Genomic DNA, 22,830 nt, shown 5'->3' with positions numbered 1-22,830 from the left:
CGTCAGCCAGCCGCATCGTCGACCCCCACCCGTTCAGGCACGAACCAGCGCACCGGGCGCAGGTCCTTCTCGATCAGGTCCTCGACCTGCAGCAGGGTGGCGAAGATCGCCATGCGCACCGGAATGCCGTTGTCGGTCTGGCGGAAGATCGCCAGGCGCGGGTCGCCGTTAAGGTCAACGTCCAGGTCGTTGGCCTCGGCACGACTGTCGCGGGGCAGCGGGTGCATGACGATGGTGTCGCGGCCACAGCGCTTGTCCATGAAGGTGCGGTCGACGCTGAAGTCCCGCGACAGGCTGAAGCCCTCGCTCATCTCGGCGGTGAAGCGCTCCTTCTGGATGCGCGTGGTGTAGACCACGTCCACGTCGGCATAGTCGTCGGCCAGGCTCTCGCGCTGCTCGACGCGATGGCCGCGAGAGGCGACCAGGTCGATCAGGTGACTCGGCATCTCCAGCCCCGGCGGCGCCACCAGGGTGATGCGCAGAGGGTCGTAGAGCGACAGCAGCTTGATCAGCGAATGCACGGTGCGGCCGTACTTGAGGTCGCCGGTCAGCAGCACGTGGGCACCGGCCAGCGGCTTGCCGAGCCGTGCGAACTCCTTGTCGATGGTATAGAAGTCGAGCAGCGCCTGGCTGGGGTGCTCGCCGGGGCCATCGCCGCCGTTGATCACCGGTACGTGGGTGGCGGCGGCGAACTCGGCCACCGAGCCCTGGTCGGGGTGGCGCATGACGATGGCATCGCAGTAGCCGCTCATCACCCGGCTGGTGTCGTAGAGCGATTCGCCCTTGGCCATCGACGAGAAGGTGAAGCCGGTGGTGTCGCAGACGCTGCCGCCCAGGCGGCTGAATGCCGCATGGAAGCTGACCCGGGTGCGGGTGCTGGCCTCGAAGAACAGGTTGCCGAGCACCGCACCCTCCAGTACCCGGGTGACCTGACGCCGCTGGGCAATGGGCTCCATGCGTGCGGCGACCCGCAGCAGGTGATCGACGCGGTCACGGGAAAGAGAATCGACGGACAGCAGGTGGGGACTCATCGCGGGCCTCGCAGTGCGGCGGAAAACTGGCGCTCAGTGTAACCGCGAACGCGCTGCTCGGCACGGGGCCGCGGCGCTCAATACTCCTCGGCGCTGGGCAGGCGGCCGCCCAGCTGGGTAGTGATCTCGCGGGCGGCGCGGCTGACCAGGCCGCCGAGTTCGGCGAGGCGCGATTCGGGAATCCGCGCCACCGGCCCCGAGACCGAGATGGCGCCCAGCGGGTTGCCTTGCTCATCGTGGATCGAGGCGGCCACGCAGTGCAGGCCCACGGCGTGCTCCTCGCGGTCGCAGGCGTAGCCCTGGCGGCGAATCTCGGCCATGCCCTGGCGCAATCGCGCCGGGGTATCGATGGTGTTGTCGGTGACCTTGGGCAACCCGCGGGCCTGCAGGATGCGCTCGACCTCCTTCTCCGGCAACCAGGCCAGCAGCGCCTTGCCGACGCCTGATGCGTGCAGCGGTGCCCGCGAGCCGAGGCGGGTGATCATGCGCATCATCTGCGGCGACTCGCTCTGGGCCAGGAACACCGCCATGCCGTCGTCGCGGATGCCCAGGTTGGCCGACTCGCCGCTCTCGTCGGTCAGCCGCCGCAGATAGGGACGGGCGGTGGCCACGAAATCGCGGGATTCTAGGAAGGTGTTGCCGATCTGGAAGGTCTTGACGCCGATCTTCCATAGCCCCAGCTCGGCATCCTGGGTGATGAAGCCCTGCTTGTGCAGCGCCTGCAGCAGACGGTGGGTGGTGGAGGGCGCCAGGCCGACGATCTGGGCGATGTCGGACAGCGCCAGGCCCACCGGCGCCGCGGCCAGCCCCTCGAGGATATTCAGCCCGCGCACCAGCGACTGGCTGTGCCCGCCGCTGCTCTTGCCCGACCCGGCCGGCCGGCCTACCGCCTTGCGTTTGGTCTCGCTCACGCCTTGCTCCCCATCCCCGTGCACCAGTAATCGCTGGTGCACAGGATACACGCTCGCCGTTGGGCTGTCGTGCCGGCGGAAATCGATTCCATTCCGCCGTTGGGGTTAGCCCAGGCGCCCCTCGAGGCGCAGCAGGGCAATGCGGTTGATCTGCTCCACAGCGGTGCGACGCTCCTCGGCGGGGTCGTTGTCGAGACGGGTCTCGAAGGCGGCGAGGATAGCGTGGCGATCGTTGCCCTTGACCGCCATCACGAAGGGAAAGCCGAACTTGGCCTTGTAGGCGGCGTTGAGACGCTCGAAGCGTGCCAGCTCCTCGGTGCTGCACTGGTCGAGCCCGGCGCCGGCCTGCTCGCGGCTCGAGTCGTCGGTCAGCTCGCCGGCCAGCGCCGCCTTGCCGGCCAGGTCGGGGTGGGCGCGGATGACCTCGAGCTGACGCTCGGCGCTGGCGCGGCTAAGCACCTCGCCCATCGCCGCGGCGAGGCCGGCGGGGCTGTCCTGTTCAGCGTCGAGGCCAGCCTCCCAGGCCAGCTCGGCGACCCACGGCGAATGCTCATAGATGTCGCCGTAGCTGGCGACGAAGGCATCGCGGTCGAGTTGGCTGGGGCGTGGGGTCAGCGTCGGATGGCTCATGCTAGCGGTCTCCTGATGGTCACGTATGGTGCGATACATTTACTGTATACAAAAAAACTTTGAAATGTACTCTCTTTAGAGCTAAAACTGTCTTCATAGAATAGGGTCTAGCTACCTCACCAACAAATAGGAGATCCCCATGGGACGTTTGACGACGCACGTACTGGATACCTCTCTGGGTCGCCCCGGGCACGGCATTCGCATCGAGGTGTTTCGCCTCGAGGGCGAGCAGCGCACTCGCCTCGGCGAGGTGGTAACCAACGACGATGGCCGCTGCGACGCGCCGATTCTCGAAGGCGAGGCCCTCAGCGTGGGCGAATATGAACTACTGTTCCACGCCGGTGAGTATCTGACACGCCAGGGCGTTGCCGGCCGAGAGCCACGCTTCCTTGATCGCATCCCGCTGCGTTTCGGTGTCGCCGATGCCAGCGAGCACTACCATGTGCCGCTGCTGCTGTCGCCGTATTGCTACTCGACCTACCGCGGCAGCTGAGCGGCGATACCCTGACCGAGAGACGACACAACAACCACAGCGAGAGCTAGCGTATGCAATCCTTTCTCCTCGAGTTCGCCAACCTGCTGCTGCGATGGTTGCACGTCATCGCCGCGATTGCCTGGATCGGCGAATCGATCTACTTCGTGATGCTGGACAACGGCCTGAAGAAGCCCAAGGCCGCCGAGGACCGCGACAAGGGCGTGTTCGGCGAGATGTGGGCGGTCCACGGCGGCGGCTTCTATCACAACCAGAAATACGCCACGGCACCGGCCAAGCTGCCCGATGACCTGCACTGGTCGTTCTGGAAGTCCTACGTGACCTGGCTGTCGGGCTTCGCGCTGTTCGTGCTGCTGTACATGGCCAATCCCAGCTTCTATCTGGTCAATCCCAACAGCAGCTGGGAGTGGGCCGCCAACCTCAGCGGCGCCGAGGCCAATATCCTGGCGCTGGCTTTCCTGTTCGGCGGCTGGGTGGTCTACAACGAGCTATGCAAGCGCATCAGCCCCAACATGGAGCGCGATGGCCTGCTGAGTCTTGCCGTGGCGGTGCTGATGGTGGTGGTGGCCTATCTCAGCGTGCAGATGTTCTCCGGCCGTGCGGCCTTCCTGCTCACCGGCGCGGTGATGGCCACGGCGATGTCGGCCAACGTGTTCTTCTGGATCATCCCCGGCCAGCGGCGCATGGTGGCGGCGATGAAGGCCGGCGAGACCCCCAACCCGCTGGATGGCAAGCGCGGCAAGCAGCGCTCGGTGCACAACACCTACTTCACCCTGCCGGTGGTGCTGTTGATGATCAGCAACCACTACTCGTTTGCCTACAACCACGACTATGCCTGGGTGATCATGTCGCTGTTCATCTTCGCCGGGGCGCTGATCCGTCAGTTCTTCGTGCTGATGCACTCGGGCAAGATCCAGCCGGCCTACCCGGCCGCGGGCACCGCGCTGATCGCCGTGGCGCTATGGGTGGCGATGCCGGCCGGCCCCGGCGCGCCGGCCGCCGACGATGACGAGGGCACCTCGATGGCCGAGGTCACCACCATCATCGAAGACCGCTGCGTGCAGTGCCACGCGCGGAGCCCCAGCCACGCCAGCTTCTCCTCGGCGCCGGCCGGTGTCGCCTACGACAGCGAGGAGCAGATTCGTCGCCAGATGAGCCAGATCAAGCAGGTGGTCGAAAGCGGCTACATGCCGCTCGGCAACATGACCAATATGACCGACGAGGAGCGTGAGGCGATTGCCGCCTGGCGCGAGTGACCGCCCAAGCACTGCTCCCCATGCCTGCGGCCCGCCACCTCGGCGGGCCGCAGTCGTATCCGCTGTCGCAATGTGTATACAATGATCGCATGCCAAGCGCAGCGGCTCACCGGACCAACGCCCTGCGCCGACGACGAGGAGATACCCATCATGACCCAGCGACAGCCAGCCTCCACGGCGGCCCCCAGCGACGCCAAACCGCGCAAGCGCCTGGGCAAGAACGGCGATGGTGCCGAACGTCACGATGCGATCTACCGCTCGATCAGCGATGCCATCATCGAGCACCGCCTGAAGCCCGGCGCGCGGCTGCGCGAGGACGCCCTGGCCGAGGTGTTCGCGGTCAGCCGTACCGGCATCCGCAAGATCCTGCAGCGCCTGGCGCTGGAGCAGCTGGTGACCCTGACGCCACGCCGCGGTGCCAGCGTCACCCGCCCCACCGCCGAGGAAGCCAAGGACGTCTTCGATGCCCGGCAGATGGTCGAGTGCGGCCTGATGCCGGATGTCGCCCGCAGCATCACGCCAGCAGATGTGGGTGAGCTGCGCGACATGGCGCGGCGTGAGCGCGAGGCGCTGCGCGCCGGCGAGCAGAGCTCCGCGATCAAGCTCTCGGCGGCTTTCCACGAGCGCCTGGCCCAGCTCTCCGGCAATGCCACCCTGGCCGAGTTCGTGGCCAGGCTATGTTCGCGCTCGTCGCTGATCCTCGCCGTCTACGGCAACCCCGGCCACCTGGGCTGCGAGTCCCACGATCACGATGAGCTGATCCACTTCCTCGAGTCGGGCGACGGCGAGCGCGCCGCCGCCTTCATGAGCCGCCATCTCAAGGCCATCGAGGCCTCGCTGTCGATCGTCGAGGAGGTCGAAGAGGTACCGGACCTGCAGCGCATCTTTACCGAGAACTGAGTGCACCGGCATGGCGCTATCGAGGGGGCTGCTTGCCACTTTGTGGTGCGGCCCGACGGGGCATTGCCTTGTGAATCCCCACAGTGGCGTGCCGAGGTGTTCACCGCGCCGGCACCAGCTGGAGGCGACTAAGCTATTGTTGTATACGAAATTTGTCGTCTTTGTATTTTAGAAAAGCACGATCTCTCCTCAGCGAATGCCCGTTACAGCGCCAAGTTGGCCCTGTACTTGCATTAACTCTCCCTGCAGTGCGGGCGATGCTAGGTCGCTTGGCTGGTAAACCCACGAGGGGAGAGTGCAAACATGGTATACAACAAGAGTGCGCAAACATGGCGCCGTGCAGTGCCCGCCGCGGCCCTGAGCCTCGGTCTCGCCGTCCTGGCGGCACCGCTTGCCGCCCAGGCAGAACAAACCCTGCGGATCGCCATGACGGCGTCGGACATTCCGCTGACCACCGGCCAGCCGGATAGCGGCTTCGAGGGTTATCGCTTCGTCGGCTACACCATCTACGACGCGCTGATCAACTGGGACATGTCCTCCGCCGATGAGGTCAGCGGCTTGACCCCGGGCCTTGCGGAGTCGTGGGAAATCGACGCAGACGACCAGCAGGTGTGGTATTTCCACCTGCGCGAGGGGGTCACCTTTCACGACGGCAGCGACTGGAATGCCGATGCCGCGATCTGGAACCTCGACAAGGTCTACGACGAGGATTCGCCGCAGTTCGATGCCCGCCAGGCCGGCAATGTGCGTGGCCGCATCCCCTCCATGGACGGCTACGAGAAGGTCGACGACTACACCATCAGCTTTACCACCAGCGAGCCGGATGCCTGGTTCCCCTATCAGCTGACCTTCCTGCTGTTCTCCAGCCCGGCCCAGTGGGAAGCGCTGGACGGCGACTGGGATGAGTTCGCCCGCCAGCCCTCGGGGACCGGTCCCTTCAAGATGACGCGCCTGGTGCCGCGCGAGCGTGCCGTGCTCGAACCCTTTGCCGATTACTGGGACGCCGACCGCGTGCCGCAGATCGACCGCGTGGAGCTGCTGCCGATGCCGGAGTCGAGCAGCCGCACCTCGGCGCTGCTCTCCGACCAGGTCGACTGGATCGAGTCGCCGGCGGCGGACGCCATCGCGCGCATGGAATCCCAGGGCATGACCATTACCAGCAACCCCTATCCGCACACCTGGCCCTACCAGTTCTCGATGCTCGAGGGCAGCCCGTGGCGCGATATCAACGTGCGCAAGGCGGCCAATCTGGCGGTGGATCGTGAAGGCCTGGAGGCCCTGCTGGGCGGCATGATGGTGCCGGCGGTGGGCACCGTGACCCCGGATCACCCCTGGTTCGGCGAGCCCGAGTTCGAGATCGGCTACGACCCCGACGAGGCGCGTCGCCTGCTCGCGGAGAGCGGCTATGGCCCGGATAACCCGGTCGAGATCAAGGTGCTGATCTCCACCTCCGGTTCCGGCCAGATGCAGCCGCTGGCGATGAACGAGTATATCCAGCAGACCTTCGCCGAAGTCGGCATCGAGCTGGAGTTCGAAGTGCTGGACTGGGAGTCGCTGTTCCCCAACTGGCGGCGCGGTGCCGATCACGAGACCAGCCTCGAGGCGCATGGCACCAACATCTCGTTCGGCTGGCTCGACCCGTTCGCGGCCTTCTATCGCTTCATGCACTCCAGCATGGCGCCGCCCAACGGTTTCAACTGGGGCTACATGGATGATCCCGAGTACGACCGCCTGCTCGACGAGGCCAAGGTGACCTTCGACCAGGAGGCCCAGGACGCGCTGCTGGCCGAGTTCCATGCGCGCATGGTCGACGATGCGGCCTGGCTGTGGGTGGCCCACGACGTCGGGCCGCGGGCCATGAACCCGCGTGTCCAGGGCTTCGTGCAGTCCAAGAACTGGTTCCAGGACCTGACCCCGGTCTACATCGAAGAGTGAGCCGTGCGCCGGCATGGCGGCACGCGATGTGCCGCCATGCCGCTGCCTGCCTGGAGATCGCATGCCTACCTATTTTCTCAAACGCGTGCTCTACGTCATTCCCATCACCCTGGCGGTGAGCTTCTTCTGCTTCTCGCTGGTGCACCTCTCCCCGGGCGATCCGATGGACGCGGTGGTATCGGCGGATGCGCCGTCGGAGGTGGTGGCGATGGTGCAGCGCGCCTACGGCTTCGACCGCCCGCTGCCGGAGCAGTACGGCCGCTGGGTGCTGCGCGCGGTGCAGGGTGACCTGGGACTGTCGGCGGCCAACGGCCGCGCGGTCACCGCCGAGGTCTTCAGTGCGCTGAAGAATACCCTGCTGCTGGCGTTCGCCGCCTCGCTGATCGGCTTCACCCTGGGCTGCGTGTTCGGCACCCTGGCCGGCTACTTCCAGGGCTCGCTGCTCGATCGCCTGGTCACCGGGATCGCGGTGAGCGGGGTCAGCGTGCCGCACTACTGGCTGGGCATGCTGCTGGTGATCGTGTTCTCGGTGGAGCTCAACTGGCTGCCCTCATCGGGGGCCGGGCCCGGCAGCTCCAGCGACTGGGCCTTCGAGTGGGCCTATCTGCGCCACCTGATCCTGCCTGCCGTGACCCTCTCGGTGATTCCCATGGGCGTGGTCACACGCACCATACGTGCCATGGTCGCCGATATCCTCGCCCATGAGTTCGTCGAGGCGCTACGCGCCAAGGGCATGGCCGAGCGTCAGGTGTTTCGCCATGTGGTCAAGAACGTGGCACCCACCGCCCTGGCGGTGATGGGCCTGCAGCTGGGCTATCTGCTGGGTGGGTCGATCCTGGTCGAGACGGTGTTCTCGTGGCCGGGCACCGGCCTGCTGCTGAATAACGCCATCTTCCAGCGCGACCTGCCGATCCTGCAGGGCACCATCCTGGTGCTGGCGCTGTTCTTCGTGATGCTCAACCTCATCGTCGACCTGGCCCAGGCCCGCCTGGACCCTCGGATCCAGCGCGGCTGAACGGCCTAGGAGAACGCTATGTCACTTACCCTCGAGGCCGCCTCCCAGGCGCCCCCAGCAGCGCCGGTCAAGGGCTACTGGCGCTCGGTGTTCGGCCGCCTGTGCCAAGACCCGGTGGCCCTGGTGTCCGCCATCGTGCTGCTGCTGATCCTGCTGGCGGCGCTGTTTGCGCCTTGGGTGGCGCCGGCCAGCCCCTTCCAGACCAGCATGCTCAATCGCCTGCAGCCGATCGGCTCGCCGGGCTTTCCCCTGGGCAGCGACGAGCTGGGGCGCGACGTGCTGTCGCGGCTGATTCACGGCGCGCGGCTGTCGCTGCTGATCGGCGTGATGCCGGTCATCAATGCCTTCGTGATCGGCAGCGCCATCGGCATCGTCGCCGGCTTCGTCGGCGGCAAGACCAACAGCGTGATCATGCGCGTGATCGATGTGTTCTACGCCTTTCCCGCGGTGCTACTGGCGGTGGCGCTGGCCGGCGCGCTGGGCGCTGGGCTGGTCAACTCGCTGCTGTCGCTGACGGTGGTCTTCATACCGCCCATCGCCCGAGTCGCGGAGAGCGTGACCACCCAGGTGCGCAGCGTCGACTACATCGAGGCGGCCCGCGCCAGCGGCGCCCGCAGCCTGACCATCATCCGCCGCCATGTGCTGGGCAACGTGCTGGGGCCGATCTTCGTCTACGCCACCTCGTTGATCAGCGTCAGCATGATCCTCGCCTCGGGCCTCTCCTTCCTGGGCCTGGGCGCCAGGCCGCCGATGCCGGAGTGGGGGCTGATGCTCAACACCATGCGCGACGCCATCTACGTCAATCCCTGGGTGGCGGTGCTGCCGGGGATGATGATCTTCACGGTGTCGATCTGCTTCAACATGCTCAGCGACGGGCTGCGCTCGGCCATGGACGTCAAGCTATGATGACTTCGCAACCGCTTTCCCGACATGCGGACCTCGACCGCGGCGGCAAGGCGCAGCCGCTGCTGCGGGTGCGCGACCTCAAGAAGCATTTCATCCTGGCGCGGGGCGGGTTCGGCCGCCAGGCTTCCCGGGTCCACGCCGTGGACGGCGTCGACTTCGATGTCTTCAAGGGCGAGACGCTGGGCATCGTCGGCGAGTCGGGCTGCGGCAAGTCGACCACCGCGCGCCTGCTGATGCACCTGCTGGCCGCGGATGGCGGCGAGATGGTCTTCGACGGCGACGCCATCGGCCGGCGCGGCGGCATCTCGGTGCGTGAGATGCGGCGTCAGGTGCAGATGGTGTTTCAGAACTCCTACGCCTCGCTCAACCCGCGCATGAGCGTCGAGGACTCCATCGCCTTCGGCCCCCAGGTGCACGGCGTGACGCGCCGCGAATCGCGCCAGCGGGCGCGGCGCCTGCTCGACCAGGTCGGCCTCTCGGCGAGCCTGTTCGCGCATCGCTATCCGCACGAGCTGTCCGGCGGTCAGCGCCAGCGGGTCAATATCGCCCGCGCCCTGGCGCTGGAGCCGCGCCTGTTGATCCTCGACGAGGCGGTGTCGGCGCTCGACAAGTCGGTGGAGGCCCAGGTGCTTAACCTGCTGATGGATCTCAAGCAGGAGTATGGCCTGACCTATCTGTTCATCTCCCACGACCTCAACGTGGTCCGCTATATCAGCGACCGGGTGATGGTGATGTACCTCGGCAAGGTCGCCGAGATGGGCGAGGTGGAGGCGCTCTATCGCGCGCCGGCCCACCCCTATACCCGCGCGCTGCTGTCGGCGATGCCCTCGATGCAGCCCGACCAGCGCACCCAGCAGGCGCCGCTGGTCGGCGATCCGCCCAATCCCATCGACCTGCCGCCGGGCTGCCGCTTCTGCCCGCGCTGCCCGATGGCCATCGATGCCTGTCGCGCCGAGGAGCCGGCCCTCGAGCTCTGCGCACCGGCTCATCAGGTCGCCTGCTTGCGCGCCGACGAGGTCATGGCCGGTGCCGTTCCCGTCACGCGCGTCTCAGAGGAGAGCCCGACATGAGCGATGCCGCTGCAAATCTCGAGCCCACCGCCGCGACGTCGCCGCTGGTCGAGATCGCTGACCTGACGGTGCGCTTTCGCACCCCGACCCGCCAGGTGCACGCCGTCAATGGGGTCGACCTGACTCTCGGTCGCGGCGAGGTATTGACCATTCTCGGCGAGAGCGGCTCCGGCAAGAGCGTGACCCTGCGTACCCTGATGCGCCTGCTGCCGGAGCGGCGCACGCAGATCTCGGGTCGCGTCAGTGTCGATGGCCAGGACGTGCTGGCCATGTCACAACGCCAGCTGACCCGCTTCCGCGGTCGCACGGCGTCGATGATCTTCCAGGAGCCGATGCTGGCCTTCGATCCGGTCTACCGCATCGGCGAGCAGATCGCCGAGACGGTATGTCGGCATGAAGGCGTCAGCCGGCGCGAGGGCATGGCCCGGGCGCTGGAGCTGTTCGAGCTGGTGCGCATCCCCTCGCCCCAGCGCCGCCTGGCCAACTACCCCCACGAGCTCTCGGGGGGCATGAGTCAGCGGGCGATGATCGCGCTGGCGCTCTCCTGCCGGCCCAAGCTGCTGCTCGCCGACGAGCCGACCACGGCGCTGGATGCCACGGTGCAGATCCAGATCCTACTGCTGCTGCGCGACCTGCAGCGCGAGCTGGGCATGTCGGTGATCTTCGTCACCCACGACATGGGCGTCGCCAACGAGATCTCCGATCGTATTGCGGTGATGTATGCCGGGCGCATCGTCGAGTCGGGGCGGGTCGAGGAGATCATTGGCGATCCGCAGCACCCCTATACCCAGGGCCTGATGGCCTCGCGCGCCTCCGGCGCGCAGCGCGGCCAACGCTTGCAGGCGATTCCCGGGGCGCCGCCCGACCTTGCCGAACTGCCGCGTGGCTGCGCCTTTGCGCCACGCTGCCCCAGGGCCACCGACGAGTGCCTGGCGGCGGTGCCTGCCGCTCGCGCGTTAAGCGACACTCACTGGGCGGCCTGCTGCCGGCTGGGTGCCTGATGGCCGCGCCGCGGCGCGGGGCAGCCGCGCGTGGTCAAGGCAAGGCAGGCGACGGCGCCGAGCGCCACGAGGCGATCCATCGGGCGATCAGCGAGGCGATCATCGAGCAGCGCCTCAAGCCCGGCGCGCGGCTGCGCGAGGATGCCCTGGCCGAGGTGTTCGGGGTCAGTCGTACCGGGATTCGCAAGATCCTGCAGCGTCTGGCGCTGGAGCGCATGGTCACGCTGACGCCGCGCCGCGGGGCCAGCGTGACCCGGCCTAGCGTGGAGGAGGCCAGGGAGGTCTTCGCCGCGCGCCAGCTGGTCGAGTGTGGCTTGATGCCATGCGCCGCCGCCAACATCAGCCCCGCTGACGCCAGTGCGCTGCGCGACCTGGCCCGCCGCGAGCATGAGGCGCTGCGGGCGGGCAAGCAGAGCGCCGCGATCAAGCTCTCGGCGCTGTTCCACGAGCGACTGGCCCAGCTCGCCGGCAATGCCACCCTGGCCGAGTTCGTGGCCGGGCTGTGCTCGCGCTCGTCGCTGATCCTCGCCGTCTATGGCAACCCCGGCCACCTGGGTTGCGAATCCCACGACCACAGCGAGCTGATCCGGCTGCTCGAGGAAGGCAGCGGCGAGCGCGCCGCGCTCTTCATGAGCCGCCACCTCAAGGCTATCGAGGCCTCGCTGTCGGTGGTCGAGGAGCCCAGCGGGGCTCCCGACCTGCAGCGCATCTTCAGCGAGTGAGGCAGCACGGTGAGCGTAGTGCTGTCAGGCGGCCGCAGGCAGCGGCATGCGGTACTGGCGCATCAGGCCATAGTAGAAAAGCCCGCCCAGCGCCGCGCCCATCATCCAGCCAAAGCCGTCGAGGCCACTCATCGCCGGGACCAGTATGGTGGAGATGGAAAACAGCGCGGCGCCGCCAAAGGCCAGCAGCGCTCGGGTGTTCCAGCCGTTGACATAGTAGTAGGCGCCCCCGGGAGCCGACGAGAACAGCTCCTCCATGCTCAGCTGCTGGCGTTTGATCAGATAGTAGTCGACGACGATGATGCCGTAGAACGGCGCAATCACCGCACCCAGCGCGTTGACGAAGCCCGGCACGCCGATCTGGCTGATCACCGAGACCCACAGCGCGCCGACGAAGAAGGCGATCACGGCGGTGATCAGCCCGCCGATCTTGAAGCTGATCTTGCTCGGAAAGAGGTTGGCCAGGTCGTAGGCCGGTGGAATGAAGTTGGCCACCAGGTTGATGCCCACGGTGGCGGCGAAGAAGGTCAGCGCGGCAACGATGGTCAGCGGCAGCGAATCGACCCGCTCGACGATGTCCGCCGGGTTGGTCAGGGCGTCGCCGAACAGCACCAGGGTGCCGGCGGTGATGATCAGGGCGATGAAGGAGAAGAACGCCACGTTGAGCGGCAGGCCGAGCAGGTTGCCGAGCTTCATCTGGCGTTCGGTCTTCACGAAGCGGGTGAAATCGCCGAAGTTGATCACCACCGCGGCGAAGTAGGCCACCATGGTGCCGACGATGGCCATGAAAGCCGCGATCGAACTACCGGAGCGTTCGCCGTCGCCACTGAAGATGGTGCTCACCGCGGGCAGCAGTTCGCTGCCGGCCTGGTACCAGACGATGATCATCAGCACCACCATCACCACGTAGACCAGCGGGCCTGCCCAGTTGAGGAAGTGCTTGATGCGCTCTATGCCCTGCCAGAAGATCGCGATCTGAAACAGCCAGACGATCACGAAGGAGATCCAGGCGATGCCAGAGAGCCCCAGGAAGGTCGAACCATTGCCGGCACCGAACAGGGCGACCAGCAGCAGCGCGACGGCGGTGGAGGCGAAGTAGGTCTGCACCCCGTACCAGAAGATGCCGATGATGGCGCGCAGCATGGCCGGCAGGTTGGCGCCGCGTACGCCCATGCTGGCGCGCACCATCACCGGGAACGGAATGCCGTACTTGACGCTGGGCTTGCCGGTCAGGTTGACCAGGAACATCACGATCACCCCGGCCAGGATGATTGCCGCCATCACTGCCCAGCCGTTGAGGCCGTAAGCGAGGAACAGCGAGGCCGCCAAGGTATAGCCAAACAGGCTCTGAATGTCGTTGGACCACACATTGAAGATCTCGAAGGCGCCCCAGTTGCGGTCCTTGTGCTTGAGTGGGGCAAGGTCCTCGTTATAGAGGCTCGGGTCGATCGTCTGAATATCCAGATCACTCGCTTTCATGGGTGTCACCATTGTCGTTATTCGAAGGGAGGCCCCCACCCGGTGGTGGCCGGGTGGGGCTCGGCGCAGCGGGCGTTATTGGCGGAAGCGCTGGCAGGGCGCCCAGTGCTGCATCAGCAGGTAGTAGGTAATGCCGGCGGGGATCAGACTGGCGTACCACGATACCGCGGAGAAGGTCAGGGCGGCGGCGATGCCCACGGCAGTGGCGATCAGTGCGGCATAGTTGACGCCCTGGTAGGGACCGGTCTCGTCATACAGCTTGCCGATATCCAGCGTGCGGCGACGGATCACGTAGTAGTCGACCACCAGGATGGCGAAGATCGGACCCAGGAAGGCGGAGTAGGTCTGCACGAACAGCTGCAGGCCGGCGGCGGACTCTGGCTGGACCAGCTTCCAGGGGAAGGTGGCGAAGGCCAGCAGCCCGACGATCACCGTGGCGATGGGGAACTTCAGCTTGAACACGTCCATCAGCACGTAGGTCGGCGGCACCACGTTGTTGAGCACATTGGTGGTGACCTGGGCAAAGGCGATGAACAGCAGGGTGGTCATCAGCAGCGGGGTGTTGTCCACGGCGTTGGCGAACACCTGGATGGGATCGGCGGTACCGGTGGCTTCCGAGACCATATAGCCGATCAGTCCCATGAACAGCGTGCAGGGCAGGATCGACATGGCGTAGATGGTGGTCAGCAGGCCCGGGCCGGTGCCGCGCTTGTGCTCCCGGGAGTAGTCGCTGACGTTGAGCATCATGGTGCTGTAGATACCCAGGAACAGCATGGTGGCGCCCCAGAACGGCATGCCCCAGGAGCCTTCCATGGTCAGCAGGTTGGCGGAGAGCTCGTCGCCGTAGCGCTGCACCGTGGCATAGAACATGTAGGTCAGGGAGGCGAGGATGAAGGCGCTGCCGATGTTCTCCAGCCACTTGATGCCCTGGAAACCCATCACCGACAGGCCGATCTGCAGCAGCTGGAAGGTGATGAAGTAGAAGATCAGGTTATCGAAACCGAACAGCGTGGCCGAGACCATGTTCAGCGCGCCGGCGCCAATCCAGCTCTGGAAGCCGTACCACACCACCGCGGGGACCGCTCGCACCAGGCCGGGTATGCGCGTGCCGGTAAAGCCGAAGGCGCTGCGCGCCTGGACCATGAAGGGGATGCCGTACTTGTAGCCGGCGGCACCATTGATGGCCAGGGCGATACCGATCACGAAGCAGCCTATGGCGATCGCCAGGGTGGCCTGTATCAGGTTGAGCGTGCCGACCACGCTGGAGCCCATGGCGAAGGTGCCGATCGACACGCAGCCGCCGAACCACGCCAGGAAATAGGAGGGACGACCCATGATGCGGGTCTGCTGGGGAGCCAGGCTTTCCTGCCCCGGAGCCTTGGTGGGGGATCCGGTGGTGGCGCCGCTTGGTTCGGCCTGTGCCGCTGACTGATCGCTGTTGGTCATATCGCGGTCCTCGCAAGGGAAGGTGGTTGTTGTGGTGCGACCTGCGCTGTGCGGTTCGTGAACAAAGTAATTTTTATTTGTATACAAAAATAGGCAAGGCTATGCTGAATTGCAAGCGCTGAATGCTGCTCGGTTGAGAATTTTTATTTCATATAAAACAGTGATTTACACTTTTTGTCTGGAAGGTACTCATAGCGAGGAAGAGTGGCGACAGTACTATCGGCGACTCGATAAGCGACCATGTCGTCATTTTTATGTGATAAATGTATACAATTAGTCTGGCCGGGCAACCCGCCCGGCGACGTGCTTGAGGAGGCGCTCATGCGTTTACTGCTGCTCAACGGCAATGCCAATCTCGCCATGACCGATCAGATGGCTGCCAAGGCCCGAGGGCTGCTTGGGCCAGGCGTCGAGGTGGTCGCAGAGACGGCCGTCGATAGCGTTGCCTACATTGCATCGCGGCGCGACTGTGCGCTGTCTGCGGCTGCGGTGGTGGGCTTGGCCGAGGATCATCTGGTCAACGATCCCGAGCGGTTCGATGCCATTTTGCTGGCCTGTTTCGGTGAGCCGGGCATCAGTGCGGTGCGTGAGATCAGTACGGTGCCGGTGGTGGGGATGCTCGAGGCGTCGGTGCTGAGCGCCCTGCAGCTGGGCGGGCGTTTCTCGGTGATTACGCCGGGGCAGCGCTGGCCGCGGATGATCGAGGATCAGCTCAACGATCTCGGCGTGGCGCGACACTGCCTGGGGATCGACGCCATCGCCATCGATGACCTGGTGCTGCCGGCCCAGCGCGATCTGGCCAGGCAGCGGCTGGTGGCGACCCTCGAGGCGCAGCGCTCACGGCTGGCGCCGGATGTGGTCATCGTGGGGGGCGCCGCGTTTGCGGGGCTGGCGACGCAGTTGGCACCGGCGAAAGAGTGCCGGGTGATCGACTGCCTGGAGGCGGCGCTGGCCCAGGTACAGGCCATGTTGACGCTTACCGCGCAGGGCAGGCACGCAGATCCCTTGCAACCCACCTGAACACACTCTATCTTTAAATTGTATACATAAAGTGTTGCCAGCATAGCGTTCAGAATAGACAAGGAGAGGCTCTACCATGCCCCACGACTACCCTCGCGACCTGATCGGCTACGGCCGCACCCCGCCCCAGGCCAACTGGCCGGGCAAGGCCAGAATTGCGGTGCAGTTCGTGCTCAACTACGAAGAGGGTGGCGAGAGCTGTGTGCTGCATGGCGACAGTCACTCCGAGAAGTTTCTCTCCGAGATCGTCGGCGCCGAGGCCTACCCTGAGCGCCACCTGAGCATGGAGTCGATCTACGAATACGGCTCACGGGCCGGGGTGTGGCGGGTGCTCAACGAGTTCGACAAGCGTGGCCTGCCGCTGACCGTATTCGGCGTGGCCATGGCGTTGGAACGCCATCCCGAGGTGGCCCATGCCTTCCAGGAGCTGGGCCACGAGATCGCCTGCCACGGCTATCGCTGGCTGCACTACCAGGGCATGCCCGAGAGCCTCGAACGCGAGCACATGCAGCGCGCCATCGAGATCTTCCAGACGCTCTACGGAGAAAAGCCACTGGGCTGGTACACCGGTCGCGACAGCGTCAATACGCGCCGGCTGGTACTCGATGAGGGCTCGTTCCTCTACGACAGCGACTACTACGGCGACGACCTGCCGTTCTGGACCCGCGAGCAGGACAGCCAGGGCGAAACCCACGATCATCTGGTGGTGCCCTACACCCTGGATACCAACGACATGCGCTTCGCGACCCCCCAGGGCTTCAACACCGCTGAGCACTTCTTCAGCTACCTGCGCGACGCCTTCGACGTGCTCTACGCCGAGGGCGAGGAGACCCCCAAGATGATGTCGGTCGGTCTGCACTGTCGCCTGATTGGCCGCCCCGGGCGCTTCCGCGCCCTGCAGCGCTTCCTCGATCACATCGAAGCGCATGACCGGGTCTGGGTGACGCGCCGGGTGGACATCGCCCGCCACTGGGCCGAGCAGCATCCGGCGCCGGCGCGCTGACAGCCTTGCCTAGAGGCCAGTCGCCAACCCGCTTTTGAGTATATGGAATTAATTTCCAATAAATATATCGAGAATGTCTGATGTCGAAACGATCCTACTACGCCCCCCACGGCGGACACCCGCCCCAGACCCAGCTGCTCAGCGACCGCGCGGTATTCACCGAGGCTTATGCGGTGATTCCCAAGGGCGTGTTCGGCGATATCGTCACCAGCAACCTGCCGTTCTGGAACGACACGCGGCTATGGGTGCTGGCACGGCCGCTGTCCGGCTTCGCCGAGACCTTCTCGCAGTACATCATGGAGGTGGCGCCGGGCGGAGGCAGCGAGCGGCCCGAGCTCGATCCCGCCGCCGAGGGCGTGCTGTTCGTGGTCGAGGGGGAGATGACCCTGACCCTGGCCGGCGAGCGCCACCACATGACGCCCGGCGGCTACGCCTTCATCCCGCCAGGCAGCGACTGGCAGCTGCATAACGCGTCGGCGGCGCCGGTGCGCTTCCACTGGGTACGCAAGGCGTTCGAGTTCGTCGACGGCCTCGAGGTGCCGGAGGCCTTCGTCACCAACGAGAACGACATCGCGCCAGTCGAGATGCCGGATACCGAGGGGCGCTGGGCTACCACTCGCTTCGTCGACCCCGCCGATGTGCGCCACGACATGCACGTCAATATCGTCACCTTCCAGCCGGGCGGCGTGATCCCCTTCGATGAGACCCATGTGATGGAGCACGGCCTCTACGTGCTGGAGGGCAAGGCGGTCTATCACCTCAACCAGGACTGGGTGGAGGTCGAGGCCGGCGACTTCATGTGGCTGCGCGCCTTCTGCCCACAGGCCTGCTATGCCGGTGGCCCGGGGCCGTTCCGCTATTTGCTCTACAAGGACGTCAACCGCCATCCGGCGCTGCGCTTGGGTGCTCGCTGAGACCGAGCAGAGCACTTCGGAGAGCGAGAGGCGCCGGGGACAGGTCGTAGAGGGGGTTTGCGCCATGGATGGCGCAAGGTAGCGCCCAGGGACGGGTTTACAGCGCCCCCTCGTAGGCCTGCCGCCGGATCAGCCTCGAGTGGCGCTACTCTGCCATTGCGTTGCCACACATAACAAAGCCTGGGAAATGGAGTCTACATGCTGGAACTCAACGCCGCGCCGCTGACGCCGGAGGCCTTCGCGCCCTTCGGTGATGTGATCGATACGCGCACTGCGGACTACTTTCATATCAATGCCGGGCGCACCTGCCGCTATCACGACCTGGCCAAGGTCGAGACACTGGGCGAGCAGGCGCATACGCTGATCAGCATCTTCGTCAGCCAGCCGGTGGATGTGCCGCTCGAACTCGACTTCCTGGAGCGCCACCCCCAGGGCAGCCAGGCCTTCATGCCGCTGCACGAGGAGCGCTTCATCATCGTGGTCGCCCCACCGGGGGATAGCATCCACCCGGGCGACGTGCGCGCTTTCGTCACCGACGGCCGCCAGGGCGTCAACTACCGTGCCGGTACCTGGCATGCCATCCAGTCGGTGCTCGAGCGCGAGGGCGAGTTCCTGGTCGTCGACCGCGGCGGCGAGGGTAACAACTGCGACGAGTATCCGCTGGCGCTGCGCATCAGCCTCGACTGAGCTGCCGCGACACCGCAGCGTCGTGATGGGGTTTGCCGAGAACGGGCAGGAGGCGCGGCCTTCTGCCCCTTCGGCGTGTCCGCTCGATGCGTTTTCGGGTGCTGTATGGCATCTCTTTCTGCTCGATGAGAACCGCTCGCGAGGCTGATGAATGGTGTTCTCGATTCTCTATTGGTATTTAGTGGAAATATTTTCCATAAAATATTGACGGCAAATCTTCGGCGGTCTAGCTTGGTATACAACAACAACGGATCACGTCACCGAGGAGGAATCGTCGTGGCCAAGATGACCGCAGCAGAAGCCGCCATCCACGTGTTGAAGAAGGAAGGCATCGAGATGGCGTTCGGCGTGCCCGGCGCCGCCATCAACCCGTTCTACGCCGCCATGCGCAAGGTCGGCGGCGTCGACCACGTGCTGGCGCGTCACGTCGAGGGCGCCTCGCACATGGCCGAGGGCTATACGCGTACCCAGGCCGGCAATATCGGCGTGTGTATCGGCACCTCCGGCCCCGCCGGCACCGACATGATCACCGGGCTCTACTCGGCCAGCGCCGACTCTATCCCGATCCTGTGCATCACCGGCCAGGCGCCGCGTGCCAAGTTGCACAAGGAGGACTTCCAGGCGGTGGATATCCAGGCCATCGCCGGGCCGGTGACCAAGTGGGCGGTCACCGTGCTCGAGCCGGCCCAGGTGCCGCGGGCCTTCCAACAGGCCTTCCAGCTGATGCGCAGCTCGCGTCCCGGCCCGGTGCTGATCGACCTGCCGATCGACGTGCAGATGAGCGAGATCGAATTCGACCCGGACACCTATGAGCCGCTGCCGGCCTACAAGCCCAGCGCATCGCGCGCCCAGGCCGAGAAGGCCATGGCGATGCTCAATGCCGCCGAGCGGCCGCTGCTGGTCGCCGGGGGTGGCATCGTCAACGCCGACGCCAGCGAGCTGCTCACCGAGCTGGCCGAGATCACCGGTGTGCCGGTGATCCCGACGCTGATGGGCTGGGGCACCATCCCCGACGACCATCCGCTGATGGCCGGCATGGTGGGGCTGCAGACCTCGCACCGCTACGGCAATGCCACCCTGCTGGCCTCGGATTTCGTGATGGGCATCGGCAACCGCTGGGCCAATCGCCACACCGGTAACCTCGAGACCTATACCGAGGGGCGTACCTTCGTCCACGTGGATATCGAACCGACCCAGATCGGACGCATCTTCGGCCCCGACTACGGCATCGTCTCCGACGCTCGCGCGGCCCTCGAGCTGTTCGTCGAGATCGCCAAGGAGTGGCGGGCAGCCGGCACGCTCAAGGACCGCAGCGCCTGGGCCGAGGCGTGCCAGGCGCGCAAGCGCAGCCTGCTGCGCAAGACCCACTTCGACAACGTGCCGGTCAAGCCGCAGCGCGTCTACGAAGAGATGAACAAGGTCTTCGGTCGCGACACCCGCTACGTGAGTACCATCGGGCTGTCGCAGATTGCCGGCGCGCAGTTCCTGCACGTCTACAAGCCGCGCCACTGGATCAACTGCGGCCAGGCCGGGCCGTTGGGCTGGACCATTCCCGCTGCGCTGGGGGTGTGCCGCGCCGATCCGAGTGCCGAGGTGGTGGCGCTCTCCGGCGACTACGATTTCCAGTTCATGGTCGAGGAGCTCGCCGCCGGCGCCCAGTTCAAGCTGCCCTACATCCACGTGCTGGTGAACAACTCCTACCTGGGGCTGATTCGCCAGGCCCAGCGCGGCTTCGACATGGACTACTGCGTGCAGCTGTCGTTCGAGAACATCAACTGCCCGGAGATCAACGACTACGGCGTCGATCACGTCTCGGTGGTGGAGGGGCTGGGCTGCAAGGCACTGCGCGTCACCCGGCCCGACGAGATCGCGCCGGCACTTGAGCAGGCCCGCGAGCTGATGCGCGAGCATCGCGTGCCGGTGGTGGTCGAGGTGATCCTCGAGCGGGTCACCAATATTGCCATGGGCACTGATCTGGACGGCGTCAACGAGTTCGAAGACCTGGCCGAGAACCAGGAAGATGCGCCGACCTCGATCAGCGCCCTGACGTGACGTTCAGAACACCACACGGGGCGCCGGGGAAAGGCCAGAGGGGAGGTTCTACGCCAGGGGTGAGAAGCACTGCTTCGAACGGGCTGGCCATGGATGGCCAGCACCGGCCCTGCAAGTGGAGCAGGATGCGAGAGCGCCGCAGGGCGTAGGTAGCGCCCAGGGAAGGGTTTACAGCGCCTCCCCGCAGGCCTGGCGCCGGATCAGCCCCGCTGCAGAATAGAACCAGCGACCCAATGGAGATGAGATATGCCCAAGTTTGCCGCCAATCTCAGCATGCTGTTTACCGAGGAGGAGTTCCTCGACCGTTTCGAGGCCGCCGCCAAGGCCGGCTTCAAGGGCGTCGAGTATCTGTTCCCCTACGATTACCCGGCCAGCGAGATCAAGGCCCGGCTCGATGCCCACGGCCTGACTCAGGTGCTGCACAACCTGCCGGCCGGTGACTGGGCCGCCGGCGAGCGCGGCATCGCCTGCCATCCGGATCGCGTCGAGGAGTTTCGTGCCGGCGTCGAGCAGGCCATCGACTACGCCACTGCGCTGGGCTGCAGGCAGGTCAACTGCTTGGCCGGCATCCAGCCCCAGGGCGTCAGCCAGGAGCAGGCGCGCCAGACGCTGATCGACAACCTGCGCTACGCCGCCGACAAGCTCGAGGCGGCGGGTATCCTGCTGCTCGCCGAGCCGATCAATACCCGCGACATCCCGGGCTTCTTCCTCAATCGCACCGATCAGGCATTGGCGCTGTTCGAAACGGTGGGAAGCGCTAATCTCAAGTTGCAGTACGACATCTATCACATGCAGATCATGGAGGGGGATCTGGCGCCGACCATCGAGGCTAATCTGGCGCAGATCGCGCACGTACAGCTGGCCGACAACCCGGGGCGTCACGAGCCGGGAACGGGCGAAATCCACTACCCGTTTCTGTTCGCACATCTCGACCGGCTCGGCTACGACGGTTGGATCGGCTGCGAGTACAAGCCGGCCACTACCACCCGTGAGGGCCTGGGCTGGCTGGATAGCGTGCGATGAGTCGGGTGGGTGTTGCCCAGCAGCGATGAGCTGTGCCGGTGGCAAGCCTTCGCGAGGGCGCTGTGAACCCATCCCTGGGCGCTACATTTGCCATCCATGGCAAATAACCCTCGCTTCGCCTTGCCCCCGGCGCTCATCTCTACAGTGGCTGGAAACGAGCGCACACTCAGCAAGCACACTGACAATCTGACAGGAGACATATTATGAGCAAGATCGGATTTATCGGCCTGGGCATCATGGGCCGCCCCATGGCCGGACATCTTCTGGACGCCGGCCATGAGCTGCTGACGGTGAAGCGCGGCGCGCTGGACGCCGGCCTGGCCGAAAAAGGCATGCGCGAGCTGGATACCCCGGCAGCCGTCGCCGCCGAGGCCGAGGTGATCATCAGCATTGTGCCCGACACCCCGGACGTCGAGCTGGTGCTATTCGGCGAGGGCGGCGTGATCGAGGGCCTCAAGCCCGGCACCCTGGTGATCGACATGAGCTCGATCGCGCCGATCGCCACTCAAGAGTTCGCCAAGCGTATTACCGAGGCCGGCGGCGAGTACGTCGACGCCCCGGTGTCCGGCGGCGAGGGCGGTGCCATCAACGCCGCGCTGACCATCATGGTCGGTGCCACCGAGGAGGGCTTCGCGCGGGCCAAGCCGGTCCTCGAGGTGATGGGCAAGACCATCACCCATATCGGTGGTCACGGCGCCGGCCAGACCTGCAAGGTGGCCAACCAGATCGTCGTCGCGCTGACCATCGAGGCGGTGGCCGAGGGCCTGCTGTTCGCCTCCAAGGCGGGTGCCGACGTGGCCAAGGTGCGCGAATCGCTGCTCGGCGGCCTGGCCCAGTCGAAGATCCTCGATGTGCACGGTGAGCGCATGATCAAGCGCACCTTCGACCCGGGCTTCAAGATCAAGCTGCACCAGAAGGACCTCAACCTGGCGCTGGAGGGGGCGCGCAGCCTCAAGCTGTCGCTGCCGGGTACTGCCAACGCCCAGCAGCTGTTCCAGGCCTGTGCTGCCCACGGCGGTGAGGAGTGGGATCACGCCGGCATCCTGCGCGCTCTCGAGCAGCTCGCCGATCACCAAATCGGCAGCTGAAGCGGCGCTCTGCCGACGCGACAGCCCCAGCGATGGGGCTGTCATGAGCGCTAGAACAGGGAGCGCGCCAGCGCTCCGCATGAGTTGGCAGGCGTCGGGTCGTCGCCTGCCATCGCCACTGCATGTGGCCTTCCACCGGTGACAGGCGCCCCCTGCGACTTGCGGCTTGTCACCGGCTTTTTTGCTGCCCCGATACGCGATCCCGCTTTCACTTGCGTCGCGCGCTGCGTGCTGTGAGGAGTTGACCG

General features: G+C 65.7%; 21 protein-coding genes. 16 read left to right on the top strand and 5 right to left on the bottom strand.

Going from position 1 to position 22,830, the window contains the following annotated elements:
- Positions 1-2: 2 nt before the first annotated feature.
- From pyrB to uraD, 3 genes are all read right to left on the bottom strand, one after another.
- Positions 3-1,031 carry an aspartate carbamoyltransferase gene (pyrB, locus tag QC821_RS01035; protein WP_309715772.1) on the bottom strand — a complete coding sequence of 343 codons (1,029 nt, stop codon included), beginning with the start codon at positions 1,029-1,031 and terminating at the stop codon, positions 3-5.
- Between the two features lie 77 nt (positions 1,032-1,108).
- Entirely contained in the window at positions 1,109-1,942 is an 834-nt protein-coding gene (locus QC821_RS01030) for an IclR family transcriptional regulator (protein WP_095620579.1), read from the bottom strand.
- Positions 1,943-2,047: 105 nt separating this feature from the next.
- Complete coding sequence (gene uraD, locus QC821_RS01025) at positions 2,048-2,572, bottom strand: 2-oxo-4-hydroxy-4-carboxy-5-ureidoimidazoline decarboxylase (RefSeq protein WP_309715767.1); 525 nt, start codon at positions 2,570-2,572, stop codon at positions 2,048-2,050.
- 139 nt (positions 2,573-2,711) lie between these two features.
- On the opposite strand from uraD, the gene uraH reads away from it, so the two are divergent.
- The 9 genes from uraH (at position 2,712) to QC821_RS00980 (ending at position 11,870) form a co-directional block, all read left to right on the top strand.
- Complete coding sequence (uraH, locus tag QC821_RS01020) at positions 2,712-3,065, top strand: hydroxyisourate hydrolase (protein WP_309715764.1); 354 nt, start codon at positions 2,712-2,714, stop codon at positions 3,063-3,065.
- Positions 3,066-3,118: 53 nt separating this feature from the next.
- Positions 3,119-4,321: a urate hydroxylase PuuD gene (locus QC821_RS01015; protein ID WP_309715762.1), complete on the top strand. Its 1,203-nt coding sequence runs from the start codon at positions 3,119-3,121 to the stop codon at positions 4,319-4,321.
- A gap of 150 nt (positions 4,322-4,471) precedes the next feature.
- On the top strand, positions 4,472-5,221 hold the full coding sequence (locus tag QC821_RS01010; RefSeq protein ID WP_309715759.1) for a GntR family transcriptional regulator: 750 nt from the start codon (positions 4,472-4,474) through the stop codon (positions 5,219-5,221).
- 303 nt (positions 5,222-5,524) lie between these two features.
- Positions 5,525-7,156, top strand: coding sequence for an ABC transporter substrate-binding protein (locus QC821_RS01005; RefSeq protein ID WP_309715756.1), 1,632 nt, complete (start codon positions 5,525-5,527; stop codon positions 7,154-7,156).
- 61 nt (positions 7,157-7,217) lie between these two features.
- Positions 7,218-8,171 carry an ABC transporter permease gene (locus QC821_RS01000; protein ID WP_309715753.1) on the top strand — a complete coding sequence of 318 codons (954 nt, stop codon included), beginning with the start codon at positions 7,218-7,220 and terminating at the stop codon, positions 8,169-8,171.
- 18 nt (positions 8,172-8,189) lie between these two features.
- Entirely contained in the window at positions 8,190-9,077 is an 888-nt protein-coding gene (locus tag QC821_RS00995; RefSeq protein ID WP_309715751.1) for an ABC transporter permease, read from the top strand.
- Complete coding sequence (locus QC821_RS00990; RefSeq protein WP_309715748.1) at positions 9,074-10,147, top strand: ABC transporter ATP-binding protein; 1,074 nt, start codon at positions 9,074-9,076, stop codon at positions 10,145-10,147. The genes QC821_RS00995 and QC821_RS00990 overlap by 4 nt, the downstream gene beginning before the upstream one ends.
- Positions 10,144-11,148 carry an ABC transporter ATP-binding protein gene (locus QC821_RS00985; RefSeq protein ID WP_309715745.1) on the top strand — a complete coding sequence of 335 codons (1,005 nt, stop codon included), beginning with the start codon at positions 10,144-10,146 and terminating at the stop codon, positions 11,146-11,148. The genes QC821_RS00990 and QC821_RS00985 overlap by 4 nt, the downstream gene beginning before the upstream one ends.
- Positions 11,148-11,870 (top strand): GntR family transcriptional regulator, encoded by a 723-nt coding sequence (locus QC821_RS00980; RefSeq protein ID WP_309715743.1) that lies wholly within the window; start codon positions 11,148-11,150, stop codon positions 11,868-11,870. The genes QC821_RS00985 and QC821_RS00980 overlap by 1 nt, the downstream gene beginning before the upstream one ends.
- A gap of 24 nt (positions 11,871-11,894) precedes the next feature.
- Here the strand turns inward: QC821_RS00980 and QC821_RS00975 are convergent, their stop codons facing one another.
- Together QC821_RS00975 and QC821_RS00970 are read right to left on the bottom strand one after the other, a co-directional pair.
- Entirely contained in the window at positions 11,895-13,349 is a 1,455-nt protein-coding gene (locus tag QC821_RS00975) for an NCS1 family nucleobase:cation symporter-1 (RefSeq protein WP_309715741.1), read from the bottom strand.
- A 75-nt stretch (positions 13,350-13,424) separates the two neighbouring features.
- Entirely contained in the window at positions 13,425-14,795 is a 1,371-nt protein-coding gene (locus tag QC821_RS00970; protein ID WP_309715739.1) for an NCS1 family transporter, read from the bottom strand.
- Between the two features lie 321 nt (positions 14,796-15,116).
- Here QC821_RS00970 and QC821_RS00965 point away from each other — a divergent pair, with 321 nt between their 5' ends.
- The 7 genes from QC821_RS00965 (at position 15,117) to QC821_RS00935 (ending at position 22,582) form a co-directional block, all read left to right on the top strand.
- The gene (locus tag QC821_RS00965; protein WP_309715736.1) at positions 15,117-15,815 is read left to right on the top strand and encodes an aspartate/glutamate racemase family protein; all 699 of its coding nucleotides are present in this window, start codon (positions 15,117-15,119) and stop codon (positions 15,813-15,815) included.
- Between the two features lie 76 nt (positions 15,816-15,891).
- Entirely contained in the window at positions 15,892-16,818 is a 927-nt protein-coding gene (gene puuE, locus QC821_RS00960) for an allantoinase PuuE (RefSeq protein ID WP_309715734.1), read from the top strand.
- Between the two features lie 80 nt (positions 16,819-16,898).
- On the top strand, positions 16,899-17,732 hold the full coding sequence (locus tag QC821_RS00955) for a bifunctional allantoicase/(S)-ureidoglycine aminohydrolase (RefSeq protein ID WP_309715731.1): 834 nt from the start codon (positions 16,899-16,901) through the stop codon (positions 17,730-17,732).
- 198 nt (positions 17,733-17,930) lie between these two features.
- Entirely contained in the window at positions 17,931-18,419 is a 489-nt protein-coding gene (locus tag QC821_RS00950) for an ureidoglycolate lyase (protein WP_309715728.1), read from the top strand.
- 276 nt (positions 18,420-18,695) lie between these two features.
- Positions 18,696-20,471 carry a glyoxylate carboligase gene (gcl, locus tag QC821_RS00945; protein WP_309715725.1) on the top strand — a complete coding sequence of 592 codons (1,776 nt, stop codon included), beginning with the start codon at positions 18,696-18,698 and terminating at the stop codon, positions 20,469-20,471.
- Between the two features lie 246 nt (positions 20,472-20,717).
- Complete coding sequence (gene hyi, locus QC821_RS00940) at positions 20,718-21,494, top strand: hydroxypyruvate isomerase (RefSeq protein WP_309715722.1); 777 nt, start codon at positions 20,718-20,720, stop codon at positions 21,492-21,494.
- A gap of 203 nt (positions 21,495-21,697) precedes the next feature.
- Positions 21,698-22,582, top strand: coding sequence for a 2-hydroxy-3-oxopropionate reductase (locus tag QC821_RS00935; RefSeq protein ID WP_309715719.1), 885 nt, complete (start codon positions 21,698-21,700; stop codon positions 22,580-22,582).
- Positions 22,583-22,830 lie beyond the last annotated feature (248 nt).

This window comes from Franzmannia qiaohouensis (assembly GCF_031451695.1).
In the GTDB taxonomy this organism is placed as follows: domain Bacteria; phylum Pseudomonadota; class Gammaproteobacteria; order Pseudomonadales; family Halomonadaceae; genus Franzmannia; species Franzmannia qiaohouensis.
Note: the sequence above shows the minus strand (reverse complement) of the source record. Positions and strands in the feature narration are given on the sequence as shown.